Here is a 17,426-nt window from a genome sequence, read left to right on the forward strand (position 1 = left end):
TGCCGAGTGGTGGGGTAAGAGCGTTTTGCTTACTTTTGCGCTGTTCAAAAGTGAGCCGCCGTCAGGCGGAACCCATATCAGCCGTTACCGCAAGAATGGATATGTACTCCGCCTAATCCAACACCCCAGAGGCCGCCACGCGAGCAAGCGCCCTCGCCACAGGCCGCTACAACGTTGTGTAGATTCCTATGCTGCAGATGTGCAGGACAGGTGTCACTTGCCATGCCGGATACAGCGACAGTTGCCGGAGACACCTGTTACATCCACCGTCGCGCCAGATGCCCTGCAAGAAATAAATGCATTCCTGCAGGCGCTGTTTTTCCTTGTGAAAACAGCTGGTTGAGTAGCAGCCTGGGTTGCCGCCAGGAGGACTGCGTCATTCGTGGCACCCCAATTGCTATAGCTTGCTTAGCCAGTCGCCGGCATAACGGCCATTGATCCATAAAAACAATAAAGTCAGGAGAACCAAATGAGCGACTTTTCGCGCCGCAACTTTCTCAAAACGGCCACCCTTGCTTCTGCCGCCGTTGCCGCCGCCGGGCTCGGTCTGTACAGCGGCAAGAGCCAGGCTGCCGAGTTCAAGCTGAAGTTTGCCAACAACATGCCCATCAGCCACTCCATGAATGTGCGGGCGCGGGAAATGGCCAAGGCGATTCGTGAAGAAACCAACGGCGCGGTGCAAATCCAGATCTTCCCCAGCAGCCAGTTGGGCAGCGACACCGATACCCTGGCCCAAGTGCGCTCGGGTGCCGTCGACATGTTTGCCCTGTCGCCGGTGATCCTGGGCACGATGGTGCCTTCAGTGCAGATCAGCGCCGTCGGGTTCGCCTTCAAGGATTACGAGCAAGTATGGAGTGCGATGGACGGTGAGCTCGGCGCGCATGTGCGGGCCGAGATCGCCAAGACCGAGACCCTGTTTGCGTTCGACAAAATCTGGGACAACGGTTTTCGGGTGACCACCACCAGTACCCGCCCGATTGCCACCCCCGACGACCTCAAGGGCATGAAGCTGCGCGTGCCGCCGAGCCCCATCATCATGTCGATCTTCCGCGCCTTTGAAGCGGCGCCGACCAGCATCAACTTTTCCGAAGTGTACTCGGCACTGCAGACCCGCATCGTCGAGGGCCAGGAAAACCCGCTGACCCTGGTGGCCTCGGCGAAACTCTATGAAGTGCAGAAGTACTGCTCCCTGACCAACCATGTCTGGGATGGCTTCTGGATGCTGGGTAACAGCGCCTCCTTCAAGCGCTTGCCCGCGGACGTGCAGGCCGTGGTCAGCAAACACATCAATACCGCCGTGCTCGCGCAGCGCGATGACCTGGCCAAGCTGCAGGGCACCATCCGCGATACGCTCAAGCAGCAAGGCCTGGAGCTGGTGGCGGCGCCACCGGAACCGTTCCGCGAGCGCCTGCAAAGCGCCAATTATTATGGCGACTGGCACGACAAGTTCGGCGACGCCGCCTGGTCCATCCTCGAGAAATATGCCGGGAAACTGGCATGATGGTCGCGCCAGCGGCAGTGGCCCCCACGTCTACCATGCGCCTGCCGGCCCGGGCGCTTGTCTGTCTGAACACATGGACCATGCGGGCAGTCGGGTTGATCACCGTCGCGTTGATGGTGATCGAAACCTGCGTGCTGCTGGCGGGAGTGATTTACCGCTACCTGCTCCACAGTCCGCTGATCTGGTCCGATGAGCTGGCGTCTTCGCTGTTTATCTGGATGGCCATGTTTGGTGCGGTGCTGGCGCTGGACCGCGGCGAACACATGCGCATGTCGGCGCTGGTGAACAAGCTGCCGCAAGCCTGGCGCGGCTTCTGCGAGACGCTGTCGGCGCTGGTGGTGTGCCTGTTCGTGGTGATGATCATCGCCCCGGCCATGCAGCACTCCCATGAGCAGATGTCGATCACCACCCCGGCGCTGGGCATTCCCGATGGCCTGCGCGCAGCGGCCTTGCCGGTCGGTGCGGTGTTGATGCTGCTGGCCGCCGTGTCGCGCATGGCGCGGTTTTCCACGGTGCGCCAGTTCATGGCCGGGATTGCCGTGGTGGCGCTCGTGGCCTCGGTGTTGTGGATCAGCCAGCCGTTGCTGGTGGACCTGGGCAACTACAACCTGATTATCTTTTTCCTGGTGCTGCTGGGGGCCTGTGTCTTCGGCGGGATTCCCATCGCGTTCGCCTTCGGCACCGCGACCATGGCGTACCTGGCGCTGGCCACCCATGCACCGTTGTCGATTGTGGTCAGTCGCATGGACGAAGGCATGTCGCACATGGTGCTGCTGGCGGTGCCACTGTTCGTGATGCTGGGCGTGGTGCTGCAACTGTCCGGCATGGCGCGCACGCTGATCGACTTCATGGCCTCGTTGCTCGGTCATGTGCGCGGCGGCCTGCAGTATGTGTTGCTGGGGGCGATGTTCCTGGTCTCGGGGATTTCCGGTTCCAAGGTCGCCGACATGGCGGCCGTAGCACCGGCCCTGTTTCCTGAAATGAAAAAACGCGGTTCCGAGCCCGAAGAACTGGCCGCGCTGCTGGCGGCGACCGGGGCGATGACCGAGACCATTCCGCCAAGCCTGGTGTTGATCACCATCGGCGCGGTGTGCAGCGTCTCGATTACCGCGCTGTTCATCGGTGGGCTGATGCCGGCGGTGGTGGCCACCGTGGTGATCGCGCTGGTGTGCTGGTGGCGCTCACGCAAGGAAGCCATGCCCAATGTTCAGCGTGCGCCGCTGTCGGTGGTCGCGCGCACGTTCATGATCGCTGTGCCGGCGCTGGCCCTGCCGGTGCTGATCCGAGTGGCAGTGCTGGAAGGCGCGGCCACCGCGACCGAGGTCTCCACCATCGGTGTGGCATATGTGGTGATGGTCGGGCTGGTGATGCACCTGTTCATGCGCCACATCGAGTTCAAGAAGGTCTACCCGATGATGCTCGAAGCGGCGGCACTCTCCGGCGCCATCCTGCTGATCATCGGCATGGCGTCCGCCATGGCCTGGGCACTGACCCAGTCGGGCTTCTCGGCATCGCTGGTGGACCTGATCAGTGAAATCCCGGGCGGAGCCATCGGCTTCATGATCGTCACCATCGTCACTTTCGTGATCCTGGGCAGCGTGCTCGAAGGCATCCCGGCGATCGTGCTGTTCGGGCCACTGATGTTCCCGCTGGCCGAGATGCTTTCGATTCACCCGGTGCATTACGCCATGGTGGTGATCCTGGCCATGGGCATCGGCCTGTTCGCACCACCCCTGGGGGTTGGTTTCTACGCCGCCTGCGCGATCAGCAAGGTTTCCTCCGACCTGGTCATCCGGCGTGTATGGGGCTACCTCGCGGCATTGATCCTGGCGTTGATTATCGTCGCCTGTTTCCCATGGATTTCCATCGGTTTCCTTTAAGAGAGCACTTGTCATGAGCCAATCAGCCAAACAACAACTGCCAGGCGCCGCGGAACTTGGGCGCGTGGCCCTGGTGACCGGGGCCGCCATGGGGATCGGTGCCGCCATCGCCGAACGCCTGGGGCACGACGGGCATACCGTGGTGGTGGCCGACATCAACCTGGCGGCGGCACAAGAAATGGTCGCCGGGCTGGATGCCCAAGGCATAACGGCGATGGCCCTGGTCATCGACGTCGGTGACGCGCAGTCCATAGCCGCGGCGTTTGCCTTGCTGCAAGCGCGCTTCGGGCGCTGTGATGTGCTGGTCAACAATGCCGGGGTGGCCAAGACCCAGGCGTTCCTGGAGTGCGACCTCAGCGACTGGCAGCGGGTCCTGAACATTAACCTGACCGGTTCGCTGCTCTGCGGCCAACACGCGGCGCGGCTGATGCAGGCCAATGGCTGGGGGCGGATCATCAACGTCGCCTCGATCAGCGGTCTGCGCGCCAGCTTGGGCCGCACGGCCTACGGCACGTCCAAGGCCGCGCTCATCGGGCTGACCCGGCAGATGGCCGTCGAGCTTGCCGAGTACGGGATTACCGTCAACGGCATTGCCCCAGGCCCGGTGGATACCCCGTTGACGCAGAGGCTGCACTCGGCCGCGACGCGCGATTCCTATGCCCGCGCCGTACCGATGCGCCGCTATGGCACTCCGGCGGAAATGGCTGGGGCGGTGGCCTTCCTGGCATCCGATGATTCGTCGTACATCAGTGGCCATGTGATTCCGGTGGACGGCGGTTTCATGGCATCGGGCATTCTGGAGATCTGAAGGGGCGCGGTGGACAGGAGCGCGCCTGGGTCCTTATGCTGCCGGGTTCATACAAAAACAAACAAAAAATTATGAACCCCAACGCTCCAACCTCTGTGCTGTGGCACTGGCTCGCGCGTCCGCGGCGCAGTCTGGTGGCGCGCTACACCCTGCTTTCCGTGGTGGTCATGAGCATCGCCCTGATTGCCCTGGCGATTTTCTACGAGCAACTGGCCAAGGATTTGCTCAACCGCTTGACCGGTGAGCGGCTCGATGCCCAGGCGCTGTCCACGGCCAACCGTCTGTCATCGTTTCTCGATGACCGCTTCTACCAGCTGTCGGCGTTGTCCAACCACCCGAACATGCCGGACTTCATCACCGACCAGTCGCGTCCCAGCAGCGATGTGGATTCACTGCTCAAGCTCGAGGGTGACCTGCCGTTCCTGTACGGCGTGCTGTTCTTCGATGAGCACGAGCAGTTGCTCAATGTGCTGCCCGGCCAAGCGGCCTCGGGTGAACCCTACTGGACCAATTCGCAGTGGTCGGTCGCCGGTTTGCCGAGCACCCGCGTCGGTGATGTCGAGGTGATCGGGCCGTTGCTGCCCAAGGCCGGACGTTCCGGTGGATTTTTGATTCGCAAGCTGATTCGCAGCGGACGCACCGATCATGGGGCGAGTATCGCCTTGCACCTGCGCCTGGCGTCGTTGACCGAACTGCTGGTCAGCGCCGGTATGAGTGGGGTGGTCGCACCGTTGTTGCGGGTGCCGGGCGGGGTGTTCATCGATCCCACCGGGCGCGTGGTTCCGGCCCCCACGCAGTGGCGCGAGGGACCGCAGATCCTGCCGGGTTGGCAACTGGTATTCAGCGTCCAGCCGGGGGCGATCCTCGAACCCTTGAACGATGCTCGCCAGTGGTTGTACTGGGTGGCCGCGAGCTTCATCGGGTTTATCCTCATCGTGTTTTTCACCCTGTCGCGGCAACTGCGCGCACGGGTCAGTACCCTGCTGCAGGGGGCTCATCAATTGTCGATGGGCGACCTCGGTTATCGCCTGGCGGAGCAGCCGCACAACGACGAGATCGGGCATGTCGCCAGGGCCTTCAATGTGATGGCCGAGCGTTTGGCGGCTGTGATGGAAAACACCGTGCGCAGTGAAAACCTGGCGGTGTTGGGTACGTTCGCCACCGGCGTTGCCCATGAGGTGCGTAACCCCCTGGCAACCATGAAGACCACCGTGCAAGCGCTGCTGCGGCGTGAACAGGAGCCGGAGCGGCGGATGCTGTTGAGCGATCTCGGTCAGGAAATCGATCGACTGTCCCATGTCACCAGCGACCTCCTGGAGTACGGCCGGCCACACCCGGCCCAGCCCCAGGCAGTGGACGTGGCGCAGTTGTTCGAGCGCATCGCACGGCAGGTGGCGGCGGATAGCCAGGCGCACAATATCGAGCTGCGCTGTTGGACCGAACCCGGGTTGCAGCTGTACGTCGACCCGGAGCAAGCCCAGCAAGTGCTGCTCAATCTGTGCCTGAACGCGGTACAGGCCAGTCCCGATGACCAGGTGGTGCACCTGCGCGGCGAAGCCTCGGGCGAGCGCGTTTGCATCAGCGTGCTGGACCGTGGTTGCGGGATATCCGAGGCCGACCTGCAACAGATTCGCCAACCCTTTTTCACCTCCAAAGCCCGGGGCACCGGGCTGGGCTTGAGCATTTGCCAACAACTGCTGGAGGCCAACGCCGCCCGCATGGAAATCGTCAGTACGCTGGGGGAGGGCACGCAGGTCACGCTTGATTTCCCTGGCCTCAGTGCACGCGCTAAGTGAGCCGTTGATGTCTGAAATTCACGTTTTGATCGTTGATGATGAAGAGGCGCTGGTGCGCTCTCTGAGCTATGCCTTGCGTGCGGAGGGCATGCGCATCAGCACGGCCGGCAGTGGCGAGGCGGCGCTGGAGCGGGTCAAGGGCGGGCCCGCCGACATCGATATGGTCCTGCTCGACCTCGGCCTGCCGGGCATCGATGGCCTGGCCACGCTCGACGGCCTGCGCGCGCTGCAGCCCGGGTTGCCGGTGATCATGATCTCTGCGCACGGCGATACGCGTGCGGCGGTGCAGGCGGTGAAAGGCGGGGCGACCGACTACCTGACCAAACCCTTCGAACTGGATGACCTGTTGGCGACCATCGCCAGCACCCTGGCCACACCCGGGCCCGTGGCCGAGTCGGATGGCCAGCGGATGGACGCCGGCCTGCACGGCCAGAGCCCGGCGATGTGCACCCTGAGTGCGGCGGTGCAGCGCATCGCCCGCAGTTCGGCGACGCGCATCTTGCTGCTGGGCGAGTCCGGTACTGGCAAGACATTGGTGGCGCAGGCGCTGCATGCCCATAGCTCGCGGGTGGCCCACGCCTTTATCGAGGTCAATTGCGCCGCCTTGCCGGAGCAGTTGATCGAGGCCGAGCTGTTTGGCTCGGAGAAGGGCGCCTATACCGGTGCCCATCAAAAGCGTGTGGGGCTGGTCAGCCAGGCCGATGGCGGAACGCTGTTTCTCGATGAAATCGGCGAGTTGCCCCTGGCGTTGCAAGCCAAGCTCCTGCACTTCCTGGAGAACGGCAGTTACCGTGCGGTGGGGGCCAATCGCGCCAGCAACGCCGACGTACGGGTGGTGGCGGCGACCAATCGCGACCTGGCGGAAGATGTGCGCCTGGGGCGGTTTCGCGAGGACCTGTTTTATCGGCTGAACGTGATCACCGTGGACATCCCGGCCCTGCGCGAGCGCGGCGATGATGTGCTGCTGCTGGCCGAGTATTTTGCCCGACGCCAGGCCCTGGAGGAGGGCGTCGAGGCGATCCGGTTCGAGGCGGACTGTCTGGCGGCGCTGCGTGCCCATCGCTGGCCGGGCAATGTTCGCGAGCTGAAGAACCTCATCGAGCGCCTGACCATCCTGTCCCCGGGCCGGGCGATCAGCGCAGCGTTGTTGCCGGCACCGATGCACGGCCCCGAACTGGCGAGCGAGGCCCAGGCGCTGGGCGATCAGCTGGAGCGCGCCGAGCGCGAGCTGGTGACCGATGCCCTCAGCCGGACCGCCGGGCACAAGGGCCTGGCCGCGCACCTGCTGGGGATCTCCCGGCATGCGCTCAAGCGTCGCTTGCAACGCCTGGGCATCGAGCGCTAACCGCTCAACCTTGCGCGGGGGATGAGCGCTAACCGCTCAACATCCCCGCTACCACCACACCCGCCAAACCCTTGTGGGAGCGAGCCGGGCGGCGCTCCGCTTGCTCGCGATGGCGGTGTGTCAGGCACCGTTGATGTTGGCTGTGCCTGCCCCATCGCGAGCAAGCCGCAAGCGGGCGCTCGCTCCTACAAGGGTTTGGCTGGTTCGCTTTGCCCATCCTTGAGACCTTCCCCAACACCTCTGGCACAGCCCTTGCTCTAGCAACCCGGCTGTCCAACAAGAGGCGTTATCAACGCCCAACAGGAATTCATTGTATGTCCCTGCCCCGTCATTGGTTTCAGGTTGCCCTGGCCTTCAGCAGTGTGCTCGTGAGCGTTGCCGCCTGTGCCCAGGTTGGCCGGCTGGAGTTAGGCGTGGCCGCCGGTCAGGCCGACCTGACCATGGGCTGCCTGTACCCGATGACCGAGCGCGCCGCGATCTACGGCCAGGACAGCATCGTCGGCATCCAGGTGGCCCTGGACGAACTGCATGCCCGGCGTGAGGCGGGCGAGTTGCTGCCGCGCCTGCGGGTGATCGTCGATGACGACCAGTCGAAGGCGTCCTATGGCGTCAGCCTGGCCAAGAGTTTTATCCACAAGGACGGCGTGCAGGTGTTGTGCGGCATGGTGTCTTCGGGGGTGGCGCTGGCGGTCAGCGAGCTGGCCTACCAGGAGCGGGTGCTGATGATCGGCACCGACCATGCGTCCTCGCGCATGACCCTGGAAAACGGCCATCCGTATTATTTTCGCGTGACCAACGACACCTGGACCTCGATGGCGGCCGGTGCCCGTTATCTGCAAGCGCTGCAGAAAACCACGGGGTGGAAGCGCCTGGCGTTCATCGGCCCGGACTACGAGTACGGCCACGTCTCCCGTGATGACCTGCATGAAGCCTTCAGCCAGTTGGGCGTGCAATTCGAAGATGTCACCGAGCTGTGGCCACGGCTGTACGAGCCGGACTATTCGGCGTACATCGCCGCCCTCGAGCAGGCCAAGCCCGACATCATTGTCTCGGCCCTGTGGGGCGGCGACCTGCACGCCTTCATCAAGCAGGCAGCCGGTACCCGGTTGTTCGAAACCTCGCGCCTGGCCAACTTCGACACGGGTGGCAACTACGACTTCCTGGTGTCACTGGGAGCCAAGGCGCCGCCGGGGTTGATTCTCTCGGCCCGCCACCACAACAACTGGCCGGCCACCGAGCGCAACCATTCCTTTGTCGAGCGCTTTCGTGCCCTGAGCGGGCGATACCCGACCTACGCCGCCCAGGGCGCCTACACCGGCGTGATGGTGCTGGCCAAGGCCTATGAGAAAGCCGCCGGGGCCACCGACAGCCAGGCATTGATCAAGGCGTTGGAGGGGCTGGAGATTGCCCTGCCGGAAGACCCGGACGGTTTCGCTTCACGGATTGACCCGATCACCCACCAGATCCAGCAAACCCAAGCGGTTGGCACTCCTGTGGCCAATTCCGATTTTCCTCCGGCGCAACTGATGCTGGGGGAGTGGTCGGTGTATTCGGCGCAGGAGCTGCAGCTCGATGACGCCACGCTGGCGCGGCGACTGGCCGCACGTAAACGCAGTACCGAGGGCCAGGCACCTTAGGCCGTTCATTCATCCACCGAGACATCAGCCCATGTACAACTATAAAAAAACCATGCTCAAACACCCCCTGGCCCTGGCCATCGCTGCCACGGGCCTGGCCCTGTCCTTGACCACCAGCGTCCAGGCAGCCGAGAACGGCAAGTTCCGCATCGGTATCGTGACCTTCCTCTCGGGCCCTGCGGCCGGCCCGTTCGGCGAACCCTCGGCGAATGCCGCCAAGGTGCTGGTGGAAGGGCTGAACCAGGGCAAGCTGCCCGCGCCCTACAACACCATTGGCATCAACGGTGCCGAGATCGAAGTGGTGATCATCGATGAGGCCGGTGGTGCGGCCAAGCAGGTGGAAGAGTTCCGTAACCTGGTGCAGCGCCAGAAGGTCGATGCAGTGGTGGGCTACATCTCGTCCGGCGACTGCCTGGCCATTGCCCCGGTGGCCGAAGAGCTGGGCGCGATGACGGTGTTCTACGATTGCGGCACTTCGCAGTTGTTCAATGAAGACAAGACCCCGCAGTTCGTGTTCCGCACCAGCCTCGATGCGGCCGTGGACAACATCGGCGCGGCGCGTTACCTGGCCAAGGTCCGCCCGGACGCGCAGAAGGTCGCCGGGATCCAGCAGAACTACGCCTGGGGCCAGGACAGCTGGAACGACTTCACCCACTCCATGGAGCAGTTGATGCCCAAGGCCAAGGTGGTCGAGTCGCAAATGCCCAAGGTGTTCCAGGGCCAGTATGGCGCCGAGATTTCCGCCTTGTCGGTCAAGCGCCCGGACATCATCCACTCCAGCTTCTGGGGTGGCGACATGGAGGCCCTGGTACTGCAGGCCAACGCCCGTGGCCTGCTGGAGGATGCAACCGCCGTGCTGACGTGCGGCGAGTCGGCGATCGACCGCTACAAGGACCAGGCACCCAACGGCATGATCATCGGCGGCCGTGGGCCATTCGGTGCGTTTGCCCCGGATAACGAGCTCAACCGCTGGTTCAAGGGCAGCTACCAGGCGGCCTACAAGACCGACCCGACGTACCCGGCGAGCAAGATGGCCCAGGCGATTCTCGGCCTCAAGCACGCGGCGGAGAACGCCAAGGTCGAGTCGGGCAAGGTCCCGGCACCGCTGGAGATCGCCAAGGCCTTCAAGGGCGCGACCTTCGAGTCGGTCTCGGGCCAGGTGCAAATGGCCCGGGCCGGTGGTCACCAGGCGATGCAAGGCATTGCCTACGGCGAGTACCAGTACGACGCGGCGAACAAGAAGGGCGGCGTGCAGAACGTCATCGCCTTCAACGGTGAGTGCGTGACCCCGCCGGACGGTACCACCGCGCTGGAATGGATCAAGGCCGGCTTCCCGGGTGCCCAGTGCAACTGAGCCGCGCCGCGTGATTGATCCACTGTGGCGGGCCTGCGGGCGCCGCCACCTCTTTGCCAAGGTAGGACCCCTATGATGAGTCTTTTTGCGGTGCTGATTGACGGCACCATCTATGCCTCGTGGCTGTTCCTGGTAGCCGCCGGGCTTACGGTGATCTACGGGGTGATGCGCATCCTGAACATGGCCCATGGCAGCTTCTACGCCATCGGCGCCTATACCGCCGCGTCGCTGGTGGGCTGGTATTTCAACAACGGTATCGGGCCGGTGTGGGCGGGGTATCTGTTGATGCTCGGCTGTGCGCTGGTGGCCGGTCTGATCGTCGGGCTGATCATCGAGCGCGGGTTGTTGCGCTTCATGTACGGCCGCGACGAAGTGCTGATGGTGATCATCACCTACGCCTTGCTGCTGGTCCTCGAAGACAGCATGAAGATGGTCTGGGGGGTGAATCCTTACTTCGCCTATCAGCCGTATGCCGAGATGGGCCGCAGCGCCCTGGCGGGGCTCAAGGTGTCCAACTACGACCTGATGCTGGTCGGTGTGTCGGTGGTGCTGGGCCTGTGCCTGTGGCTGTGGCTGGAGCGCACCCACCAGGGCAAGGTGCTGCGCGCGGTGATCCATGACCGGGAAGTGGCGATGGCCATGGGCGTCAACGTGCGCCGCATGTTCACCCTGGTGTTCGTGCTGGGCACCATGCTCGGCACGCTGGCGGGTGCCCTGACGGCGCCGGCGATTTCCGTGGTGCCGGGCATGGGCGTGGAAATCATCGTGCTGGCCTTTGCCGTGGTCGTGGTCGGTGGCATGGGCAGCATCGAAGGGGCCGCTGTTGGTGCCTTGCTGGTGGGCCTGAGCCGCGCCGCCGCCGTGCACTACGCCCCGGAATTCGAACTCTTTGTGATCTACGGCGTGATGGCGCTGGTGCTTGCGGTGCGTCCGCAGGGCCTGTTCGGCCGCGTGCTGGCGAGGAAAATCTGATATGCGCCTCAATAGAACCGAACTGATACTGCTCGGCGTCGCGCTGCTGCTGGCCGCCGGCGGCTTGATTGCGCCGCAATGGCTGGTGTTCCTGCTGACGATGGCCCTGGCCAAGTCGATGGTGGTGCAGGGCGTGGTGATGCAGATGCGCGCGGGCCTGGTGACCTTCGGCCAGGGCCTGTACTTCTGCGTCGGCGGTTATGCCGTGGGCATGAGCGGGCACTTCCTGGAGATCTCCGACCTGGCCTTGCTGCTGGTGATCGGGGTGGGCGCAGCCGTGTTGCTGGCAATGCTGCTGGGCCTGTTGATGACCCGCTACCGAGAGATCTTTTTCGCCATGTTGTCGTTGGCGTTCTCGATGATCCTGTACGGCGTGCTGGTCAAGAGCTCGGCCCTGGGCAGCACCGACGGCTTCAACGTCAAGGCCTGGAGCCTGTTCGGCTGGAGCCCGGCCCAGGGCCAGGCGCCGCTCGCGCTGTTCATCATCATCGTCGGCGTCTGCGCGGTGTTGGCGGTGTTGCTGCACCGCTACAGCCGCAGCAGTGCCGGGATGATGTGCGAAGCGATTCGCGAAAACGAAGTGCGCGTCGAGTACCTCGGCCAATCTCCCCGTTGGGTGCTGTACATGAACTACGTGGCGGCGGCTGCGGTGTCGGCCCTGGGCGGCGGCTTCATGGCGCTGTCGGCCGGGCACATCGACCCGGAAATGGCGTACTGGATCACCTCTGGCGAGTTCGTGTTCATTGCCTTGCTCGGCGGTACCGCCCACGTCGCGGCGCCCTTCATTGCGGCGATTGTGTTTGCGGTGGTGCGCACCTATGCCATCGAGCTGGTGCCCCATAGCTGGCAAATGATTCTGGGCTTCACCTTGCTGGCGATCATCGTGTTCCTGCCCAAGGGGTTGTGGAGCCTGTTTACCGGACAAGCGCGGAGGGCCAAGGCATGAGCTGCATTCTCGAAACTCAAGGACTGTGCAAGGCATTTGGTGCGGTCACCGCGGCCAAGGACGTCAACGTGCGCATTCGGCCGGGCGAAGTGGTCGGCGTCATCGGTTCCAACGGCGCCGGCAAGACCACCTTTATCAACATGGTCACCGGCTACCTGAAACCCAGCAGTGGCCAGGTCCTGTTCAATGGCCAGTCGATCATCGGCCGCACGCCCCGGGCGATTACCCGCCTGGGCATGGCCCGCTCGTTCCAGGTCGCCCAGTTGTTCCCCCAGTTGAGCGTAATGGACAACCTGCTGATCGCCGTGGCGGCGGCGCAGAACCCGTTTCCCTCGCTGCTGGCGCCGATGCGCACGGCGGCGCGGGTGGCGTTGGCCGACGCGATGCTTGCGCAGTTCGACATCGCCCGCTGGCGCGATACCCAGGTCACCGCCGTGCCGCAGGGTGTGCGCAAGCTGATCGATATCGCCATGGCGCTGATTGGCGAGCCACAGATGCTGCTGCTCGACGAACCCACCAGTGGGGTCAGCGCCGAGGAGAAAACTGCGCTGATGGACACGGTGATGCGGGTGGTCGCCGAGCGCCGGGTGACGGTGTTGTTTGTCGAGCACGACATGGACGTGGTGCGTCGTTACGTCTCGCGCATCCTCGCGTTCTACAGCGGTGAAGTACTGGCCGACGGGGTGCCGGAACAGGTGCTGGCCAATCCCCGGGTGCAGGAATTTGTCACCGGTAGCCAGAAAGTTCACCTGAGGGCCGCGCTATGAGTCTTGAAATTCGCAACCTGAGTGTATCGATCGAAGGGGTACCGATCCTGCACCAGGTGTCGCTGGCCGTGGGCGCCGGGCAGATGGTGGGATTGATCGGCCATAACGGTGCCGGCAAGACCACGCTGATCCGCGCCATCATGGGGTTGCTGGACGCCGACGCGGGTGACATGTCCTTTGCCGGGCAGGACCTGCGCACCCTGCCCAGCTTCAAGCGGGCAGCGGCGGGTATCAGCTATTTGCCGGAGGATCGGCGGTTGATCCCGGCGTTGACGGTCGAGGAGAACATCCTGCTGCCGGTCTGGGCCAATCACTTGGCCGACAGTCAGCGCCGCCTGGAATGGGTGTACAGCCTGATCCCGGAGATCGCCCAGTTCCGCGACCGCAAGGCCATGCAACTGTCGGGCGGCCAGCAAAAACTGGTGGCGCTGGCCCGGGCGCTGATGCCCGGCAACAAGCTGCTGTTGCTCGACGAACCCTTCGAGGGCGTGGCGCCCGTGCTGTCGAGGCGCTTGAGCGAGGTGATCGCCAAGCTCGGGCAGGAAGGTTTGTGCGTGCTGATCAGCGAGTCCGATGACACTCATTCTGCTGACCTGGTCGATGCGTTGTTTCGCATCGAGCGCGGCAGCGTGACAGTAGGGTAGGGAACACCATGTCGACATTTAACTTTGAAACCACCCCACGGGTGATCTGTGAAATTGACGGCGCCTTGCGCCTGGGCCAGTTGTGTCGCGAGCTCAAAGCCGAGCGGGTACTGCTGGTCAGTGACCCAGGCCTGCTGCGCGCCGGCTTGCTCGATGCACCGCTGGCGGCGATGCGCGAGCAGGGCGTGCAGGTCACGCTGTACAGCGATGTGCAGGCGGATCCGCCAGTGGCCGCGGTGCTGGATGCGGTGGAAGTGGCGCGCGGTTGCAGCGCCCAGGCGGTCATCGGGTTGGGCGGCGGCAGCTCCCTGGACACCGCCAAGCTGGTGGCGCTGCTGTGTGGTCACGAGCAGTCGCTGGAGTCGATCTACGGCATCAACCTGGCCAAGGGGCCACGTTTGCCGTTGATCCAGGTGCCGACCACCGCGGGCACCGGGTCCGAGGTCACGGCCGTGGCAATCGTCACTACCCCCAGCCATGAAAAGAAGGGCGTGGTCAGCCCGCTGTTGTATCCGGACATCGCCTTGCTGGATGCGCGCTTGACCGTCGGCCTGCCGGCGGCGATCAGCGCCATGACCGGGGTCGATGCGATGGTGCACGCGATCGAGGCCTATACCAGCGTGCACAAGAAAAACGTGTTGTCCGATGGCCTGGCGGTGCAGGCCCTGCGTTTGCTGGCGGGCAACCTGGATCGGGTACTGGCCGAGCCGGGTGACTTGGCGGCGCGTTCGGACATGCTCCTGGGTTCGATGCTGGCCGGCATGGCGTTCGCCAATGCGCCAGTGGCGGCGGTGCATGCGCTGGCCTATCCACTGGGTGGGCAATTCCACGTGCCCCATGGCTTGAGCAATGCCCTGGTGTTGGTGCCCGTGCTGAATTTCAACCGTTCGGCGGCCGAGCCGCTGTACGCGCAACTGGCCTCGGCGGTACTGCCGCAGCAGCGCTTTGCCAATGCGGCCGAGGCGTGCGAGGGGTTCATCGATTTCATGACCCGCCTGGTGGCGCGCATGCCGTTCGCCCAGCGTTTGCATGAGGTGGGCGTCACGGCCCAGGACCTGTCCCGGCTGACCGAGGACGCGCTGAAGGTCGAGCGCTTGCTGATCAACAACCCGCGTCCGCTCAACCGCGACGATATTCACGCCATCTACGCCTCGGTGCTGTAGGGCGAAGGAGTGATTCATGAGTTACGAATTCAGAAGCGTACCGCGCATCCTGTGTGAAGCCGGTGCGCTGCAACAGGTCGGGCACGTGCTCAGCGGGCTGGGTGCACAACGGGTGATGCTGGTGTGCGACCCGGGCATTGTCAGCCTGGGTTTTGCCGCCAGTGCGCAACAGGCCTTGCACGCTGCTGGCTGCGAGGTGACGGTGTTCGACCAGGTGGTGCCCGATCCTTCGGCCAGTGTGGTCAAGCAGGCCGCAGCCCAGGCGCGCGCGTTCAAGGTCGATGGGGTGTTGGGGCTGGGGGGCGGCAGTTCCCTGGATGCGGCGAAACTGGTGGCCTTGCTGGTCAATAGCGAGCAGTCCCTGGAAGCCATGTACGGCACCGATAATGCGCTGGGGCAACGGGTGCCGCTGGTGTTGATGCCAACCACCGCCGGCACGGGTTCGGAGGTGACCTGGGTCTCGGTAATCACTGATGAGCAGCAGTGCAAACAGGTGGTGTACTCCCCACAATTGCTGCCCGACGTGGCGGTGCTCGACCCCGAGTTGACCCTCGGCCTGCCGCCCAAGGTCACTGCCGCCACCGGCCTGGATGCCATGGTGCATGCCATCGAGGCCTACACCAGCCGCACGCGCAAGAACCCAATTGCCGACAGCCTGGCCACCGCCGCCTTGGCTTTGCTGGGACGCAATCTGCCCAAGGTGCTGGCCGATGGTCAGGACGTCGCGGCACGCACGGCGATGCTGCAAGGTTCACTGATGGCGGGCATGGCATTCGTCAATGCTTCGGTGGCGGCGATCCATGCCCTGGCCTATCCGTTGGGGGCGCGCTTCCATATTCCCCATGGCCACGCCAACGCCCTGGTCATGGCACCGATCATTCGCTTCAACCTCGCCCAGGCGCAGCGCCAATATGCTGAACTGGCAGCCTATCTGCTGCCGGACCAGCGGTTTGCCGATGAGGCCACGGCGGCCGAGGCGTTTGTCCTGGCCATTGAGGCGCTGGTGCGCGACAGCGGCCTGGAGACGCGTTTGTCGAAGCTACAGGTCGACGAACAGGCCATCCCGTCGATGGCCACGGAAGTGGTGGTAGGCATTCGCCGCTTGATCGACAGCAATCCACGGGGCATGACGGAACAGGATGTAGCGGCCATCTATCGCGGGATTTTCTAAGCAGGAGCGTTGGCCTGGCGCTGAGTGTGAATCCATTCGGCCCAGGCCATGCAACCCGGGTGGTGGTTCTGGCCTGATGCCGGGTGGGCTGGCTGAGCACTCAATGTGAAGCTACATTTTCCTCTTTGAGTGCAAGGAACAATCATGCGGATATGGATGGCAGCGCTGGGGTGTGTGGTATTGGCGGGGTGTTCGTTGCCGGCCTCGCTGGTGCCGGGGGAGCCGAACCTGAGCAAGGAGACTGCCAAACCGCCCAAGGAATACGCGGCGTGTGTGTTGCCAGCCTGGCAGCGCGAGGTGCCCAAGGCTACCCAGACCCAGATCTCCAACGGCTGGCGGATCAACGCGCCCAGCATCATTACCGCCGATGAGATCGTCGATATCGTCAAGTACAAGGACGGCAGCAAGGTCTCGTTGTACCAGGGACCGCCGTGGGCCAAGTCGGCGGCCTTGCGCAAGGCGGTGCGCGATTGCCTGTAGCTCATGGGCTGGCTTGGGTTTCACAGACGAAATAATTGCTCTGGCGGTTTTTCGCGGTGAGGTCCTTGGTCAATTGTCTGGCCGCCGCGACGCACTGTTGATAGGCATCGGGCTGCACCCAATGTTCAACGGCAATCACCTGGCAGTCGCTGCGCGAAGCGTCGGTGCACAGGTACAGCAGTAGAAAGACCGTCATACACTCTCCCGCACGCTCGCTGGCAGAATCTGTGCCGCCAGTACCCAGTATGTACGTCTCCATGACTTAGGCCAGCCTCGCGGCCGCCATTAGTCCATCAAGGAAGTTTTCATGATCACCACCACTACCCATTCCATCGAAGGTCGGCAGATTGCGGCGTACCTGGGCATCGTCAGCGCCGAGTCCGTGCAGGGCATCAATGTGGTGCGGGATATATTTGCCGGCATGCGCGATTTTTTCGGCGGGCGTTCCCAGACCCTCGAGAAAGCCCTGCGTGAAGCCCGTGCCCAGGCCACTGACGAGCTCAAGGAGCGCGCCCGCAGCCTGCAGGCGGATGCGGTGGTGGGGGTCAACTTTGAAATCAGCATGCCCTCCGGCAAGGGCAGCATGCTGGTGGTCTTTGTGACCGGTACCGCGGTCAAGCTCAAGTAACCCGACTTGGGCCATTCGTCGGCGGATGGCTTTTTGAATGGGTGGTCCGGGTATGACCGGCTAGTCTGGAATCTCTTGAGGGTCTGTGCTTTTCAGGCAAACGCTTGTTTGTCGGTACCGACCTGTAGGGAGGGACGCAGAGATGAGCAATCCGTACATCGAAGATGATGGCGCTGAGTACCCGATCAACAACTGTGTGCACTGCGGGCAGACAGATTACGTCTCGGGGTTTGGCCAAGCGCCGAGCAAACCGGGCCAGGTCCGTGCGTCCGCAGTGAGCAGGACTTCCAGTAAACCGTTCATGCCCAGGGTCACCGTGCCATTGCGCAAGTGA

At 63.7% G+C, this 17,426-nt stretch carries 18 protein-coding genes; 17 read left to right on the forward strand and 1 reads right to left on the reverse strand.

What is annotated here, in order from left to right; all coding sequences use genetic code 11:
- From ACM6IP_RS24025 to ACM6IP_RS24095, 15 genes are all read left to right on the forward strand, one after another.
- A partial coding sequence (locus ACM6IP_RS24025; RefSeq protein WP_414862413.1) for a hypothetical protein occupies nt 1-343 on the forward strand: 343 nt, incomplete at its 5' end.
- 126 nt (nt 344-469) lie between these two features.
- Nucleotides 470-1,501 carry a TRAP transporter substrate-binding protein gene (locus ACM6IP_RS24030; protein WP_159997155.1) on the forward strand — a complete coding sequence of 344 codons (1,032 nt, stop codon included), beginning with the start codon at nt 470-472 and terminating at the stop codon, nt 1,499-1,501.
- Nucleotides 1,498-3,381, forward strand: coding sequence for a TRAP transporter large permease subunit (locus tag ACM6IP_RS24035; protein WP_095165555.1), 1,884 nt, complete (start codon nt 1,498-1,500; stop codon nt 3,379-3,381). The genes ACM6IP_RS24030 and ACM6IP_RS24035 overlap by 4 nt, the downstream gene beginning before the upstream one ends.
- A 13-nt stretch (nt 3,382-3,394) precedes the next feature.
- The gene (locus ACM6IP_RS24040; RefSeq protein ID WP_159997153.1) at nt 3,395-4,189 is read left to right on the forward strand and encodes an SDR family NAD(P)-dependent oxidoreductase; all 795 of its coding nucleotides are present in this window, start codon (nt 3,395-3,397) and stop codon (nt 4,187-4,189) included.
- A gap of 71 nt (nt 4,190-4,260) precedes the next feature.
- Nucleotides 4,261-5,985, forward strand: coding sequence for a sensor histidine kinase (locus ACM6IP_RS24045; protein WP_095165652.1), 1,725 nt, complete (start codon nt 4,261-4,263; stop codon nt 5,983-5,985).
- 7 nt (nt 5,986-5,992) lie between these two features.
- A complete protein-coding gene (locus ACM6IP_RS24050) occupies nt 5,993-7,330 on the forward strand; it encodes a sigma-54-dependent transcriptional regulator (protein WP_414862414.1) in 1,338 nt (445 codons plus the stop codon).
- A 314-nt stretch (nt 7,331-7,644) separates the two neighbouring features.
- Nucleotides 7,645-8,967 (forward strand): ABC transporter substrate-binding protein, encoded by a 1,323-nt coding sequence (locus ACM6IP_RS24055; RefSeq protein WP_414862415.1) that lies wholly within the window; start codon nt 7,645-7,647, stop codon nt 8,965-8,967.
- A gap of 31 nt (nt 8,968-8,998) precedes the next feature.
- Nucleotides 8,999-10,321: an ABC transporter substrate-binding protein gene (locus ACM6IP_RS24060; protein WP_414862416.1), complete on the forward strand. Its 1,323-nt coding sequence runs from the start codon at nt 8,999-9,001 to the stop codon at nt 10,319-10,321.
- Between the two features lie 75 nt (nt 10,322-10,396).
- Complete coding sequence (locus ACM6IP_RS24065) at nt 10,397-11,293, forward strand: branched-chain amino acid ABC transporter permease (RefSeq protein WP_202982092.1); 897 nt, start codon at nt 10,397-10,399, stop codon at nt 11,291-11,293.
- Between the two features lies 1 nt (nt 11,294).
- Complete coding sequence (locus ACM6IP_RS24070) at nt 11,295-12,239, forward strand: branched-chain amino acid ABC transporter permease (protein ID WP_095165544.1); 945 nt, start codon at nt 11,295-11,297, stop codon at nt 12,237-12,239.
- Complete coding sequence (locus ACM6IP_RS24075; protein ID WP_095165542.1) at nt 12,236-13,006, forward strand: ABC transporter ATP-binding protein; 771 nt, start codon at nt 12,236-12,238, stop codon at nt 13,004-13,006. Before ACM6IP_RS24070 ends, ACM6IP_RS24075 begins: the two co-directional genes overlap by 4 nt.
- Nucleotides 13,003-13,650, forward strand: coding sequence for an ATP-binding cassette domain-containing protein (locus ACM6IP_RS24080; protein ID WP_159997147.1), 648 nt, complete (start codon nt 13,003-13,005; stop codon nt 13,648-13,650). The genes ACM6IP_RS24075 and ACM6IP_RS24080 overlap by 4 nt, the downstream gene beginning before the upstream one ends.
- A gap of 8 nt (nt 13,651-13,658) precedes the next feature.
- Complete coding sequence (locus ACM6IP_RS24085; protein WP_414862417.1) at nt 13,659-14,813, forward strand: iron-containing alcohol dehydrogenase; 1,155 nt, start codon at nt 13,659-13,661, stop codon at nt 14,811-14,813.
- A gap of 16 nt (nt 14,814-14,829) precedes the next feature.
- Nucleotides 14,830-15,984 (forward strand): iron-containing alcohol dehydrogenase, encoded by a 1,155-nt coding sequence (locus ACM6IP_RS24090; protein ID WP_414862418.1) that lies wholly within the window; start codon nt 14,830-14,832, stop codon nt 15,982-15,984.
- A gap of 144 nt (nt 15,985-16,128) precedes the next feature.
- A complete protein-coding gene (locus ACM6IP_RS24095) occupies nt 16,129-16,464 on the forward strand; it encodes a hypothetical protein (protein WP_159997143.1) in 336 nt (111 codons plus the stop codon).
- Between the two features lies 1 nt (nt 16,465).
- Here ACM6IP_RS24095 and ACM6IP_RS24100 read toward each other — a convergent pair whose 3' ends face one another.
- Nucleotides 16,466-16,660, reverse strand: coding sequence for a hypothetical protein (locus ACM6IP_RS24100; RefSeq protein ID WP_095165532.1), 195 nt, complete (start codon nt 16,658-16,660; stop codon nt 16,466-16,468).
- Between the two features lie 111 nt (nt 16,661-16,771).
- Here ACM6IP_RS24100 and ACM6IP_RS24105 point away from each other — a divergent pair, with 111 nt between their 5' ends.
- Entirely contained in the window at nt 16,772-17,092 is a 321-nt protein-coding gene (locus ACM6IP_RS24105) for a YbjQ family protein (RefSeq protein ID WP_414862419.1), read from the forward strand.
- Nucleotides 17,093-17,234: 142 nt separating this feature from the next.
- Complete coding sequence (locus tag ACM6IP_RS24110) at nt 17,235-17,426, forward strand: hypothetical protein (RefSeq protein WP_414862420.1); 192 nt, start codon at nt 17,235-17,237, stop codon at nt 17,424-17,426.

The organism is Pseudomonas sp. IT-P176 (assembly GCF_949767245.1).
Classification (GTDB): Bacteria; Pseudomonadota; Gammaproteobacteria; order Pseudomonadales; family Pseudomonadaceae; genus Aquipseudomonas.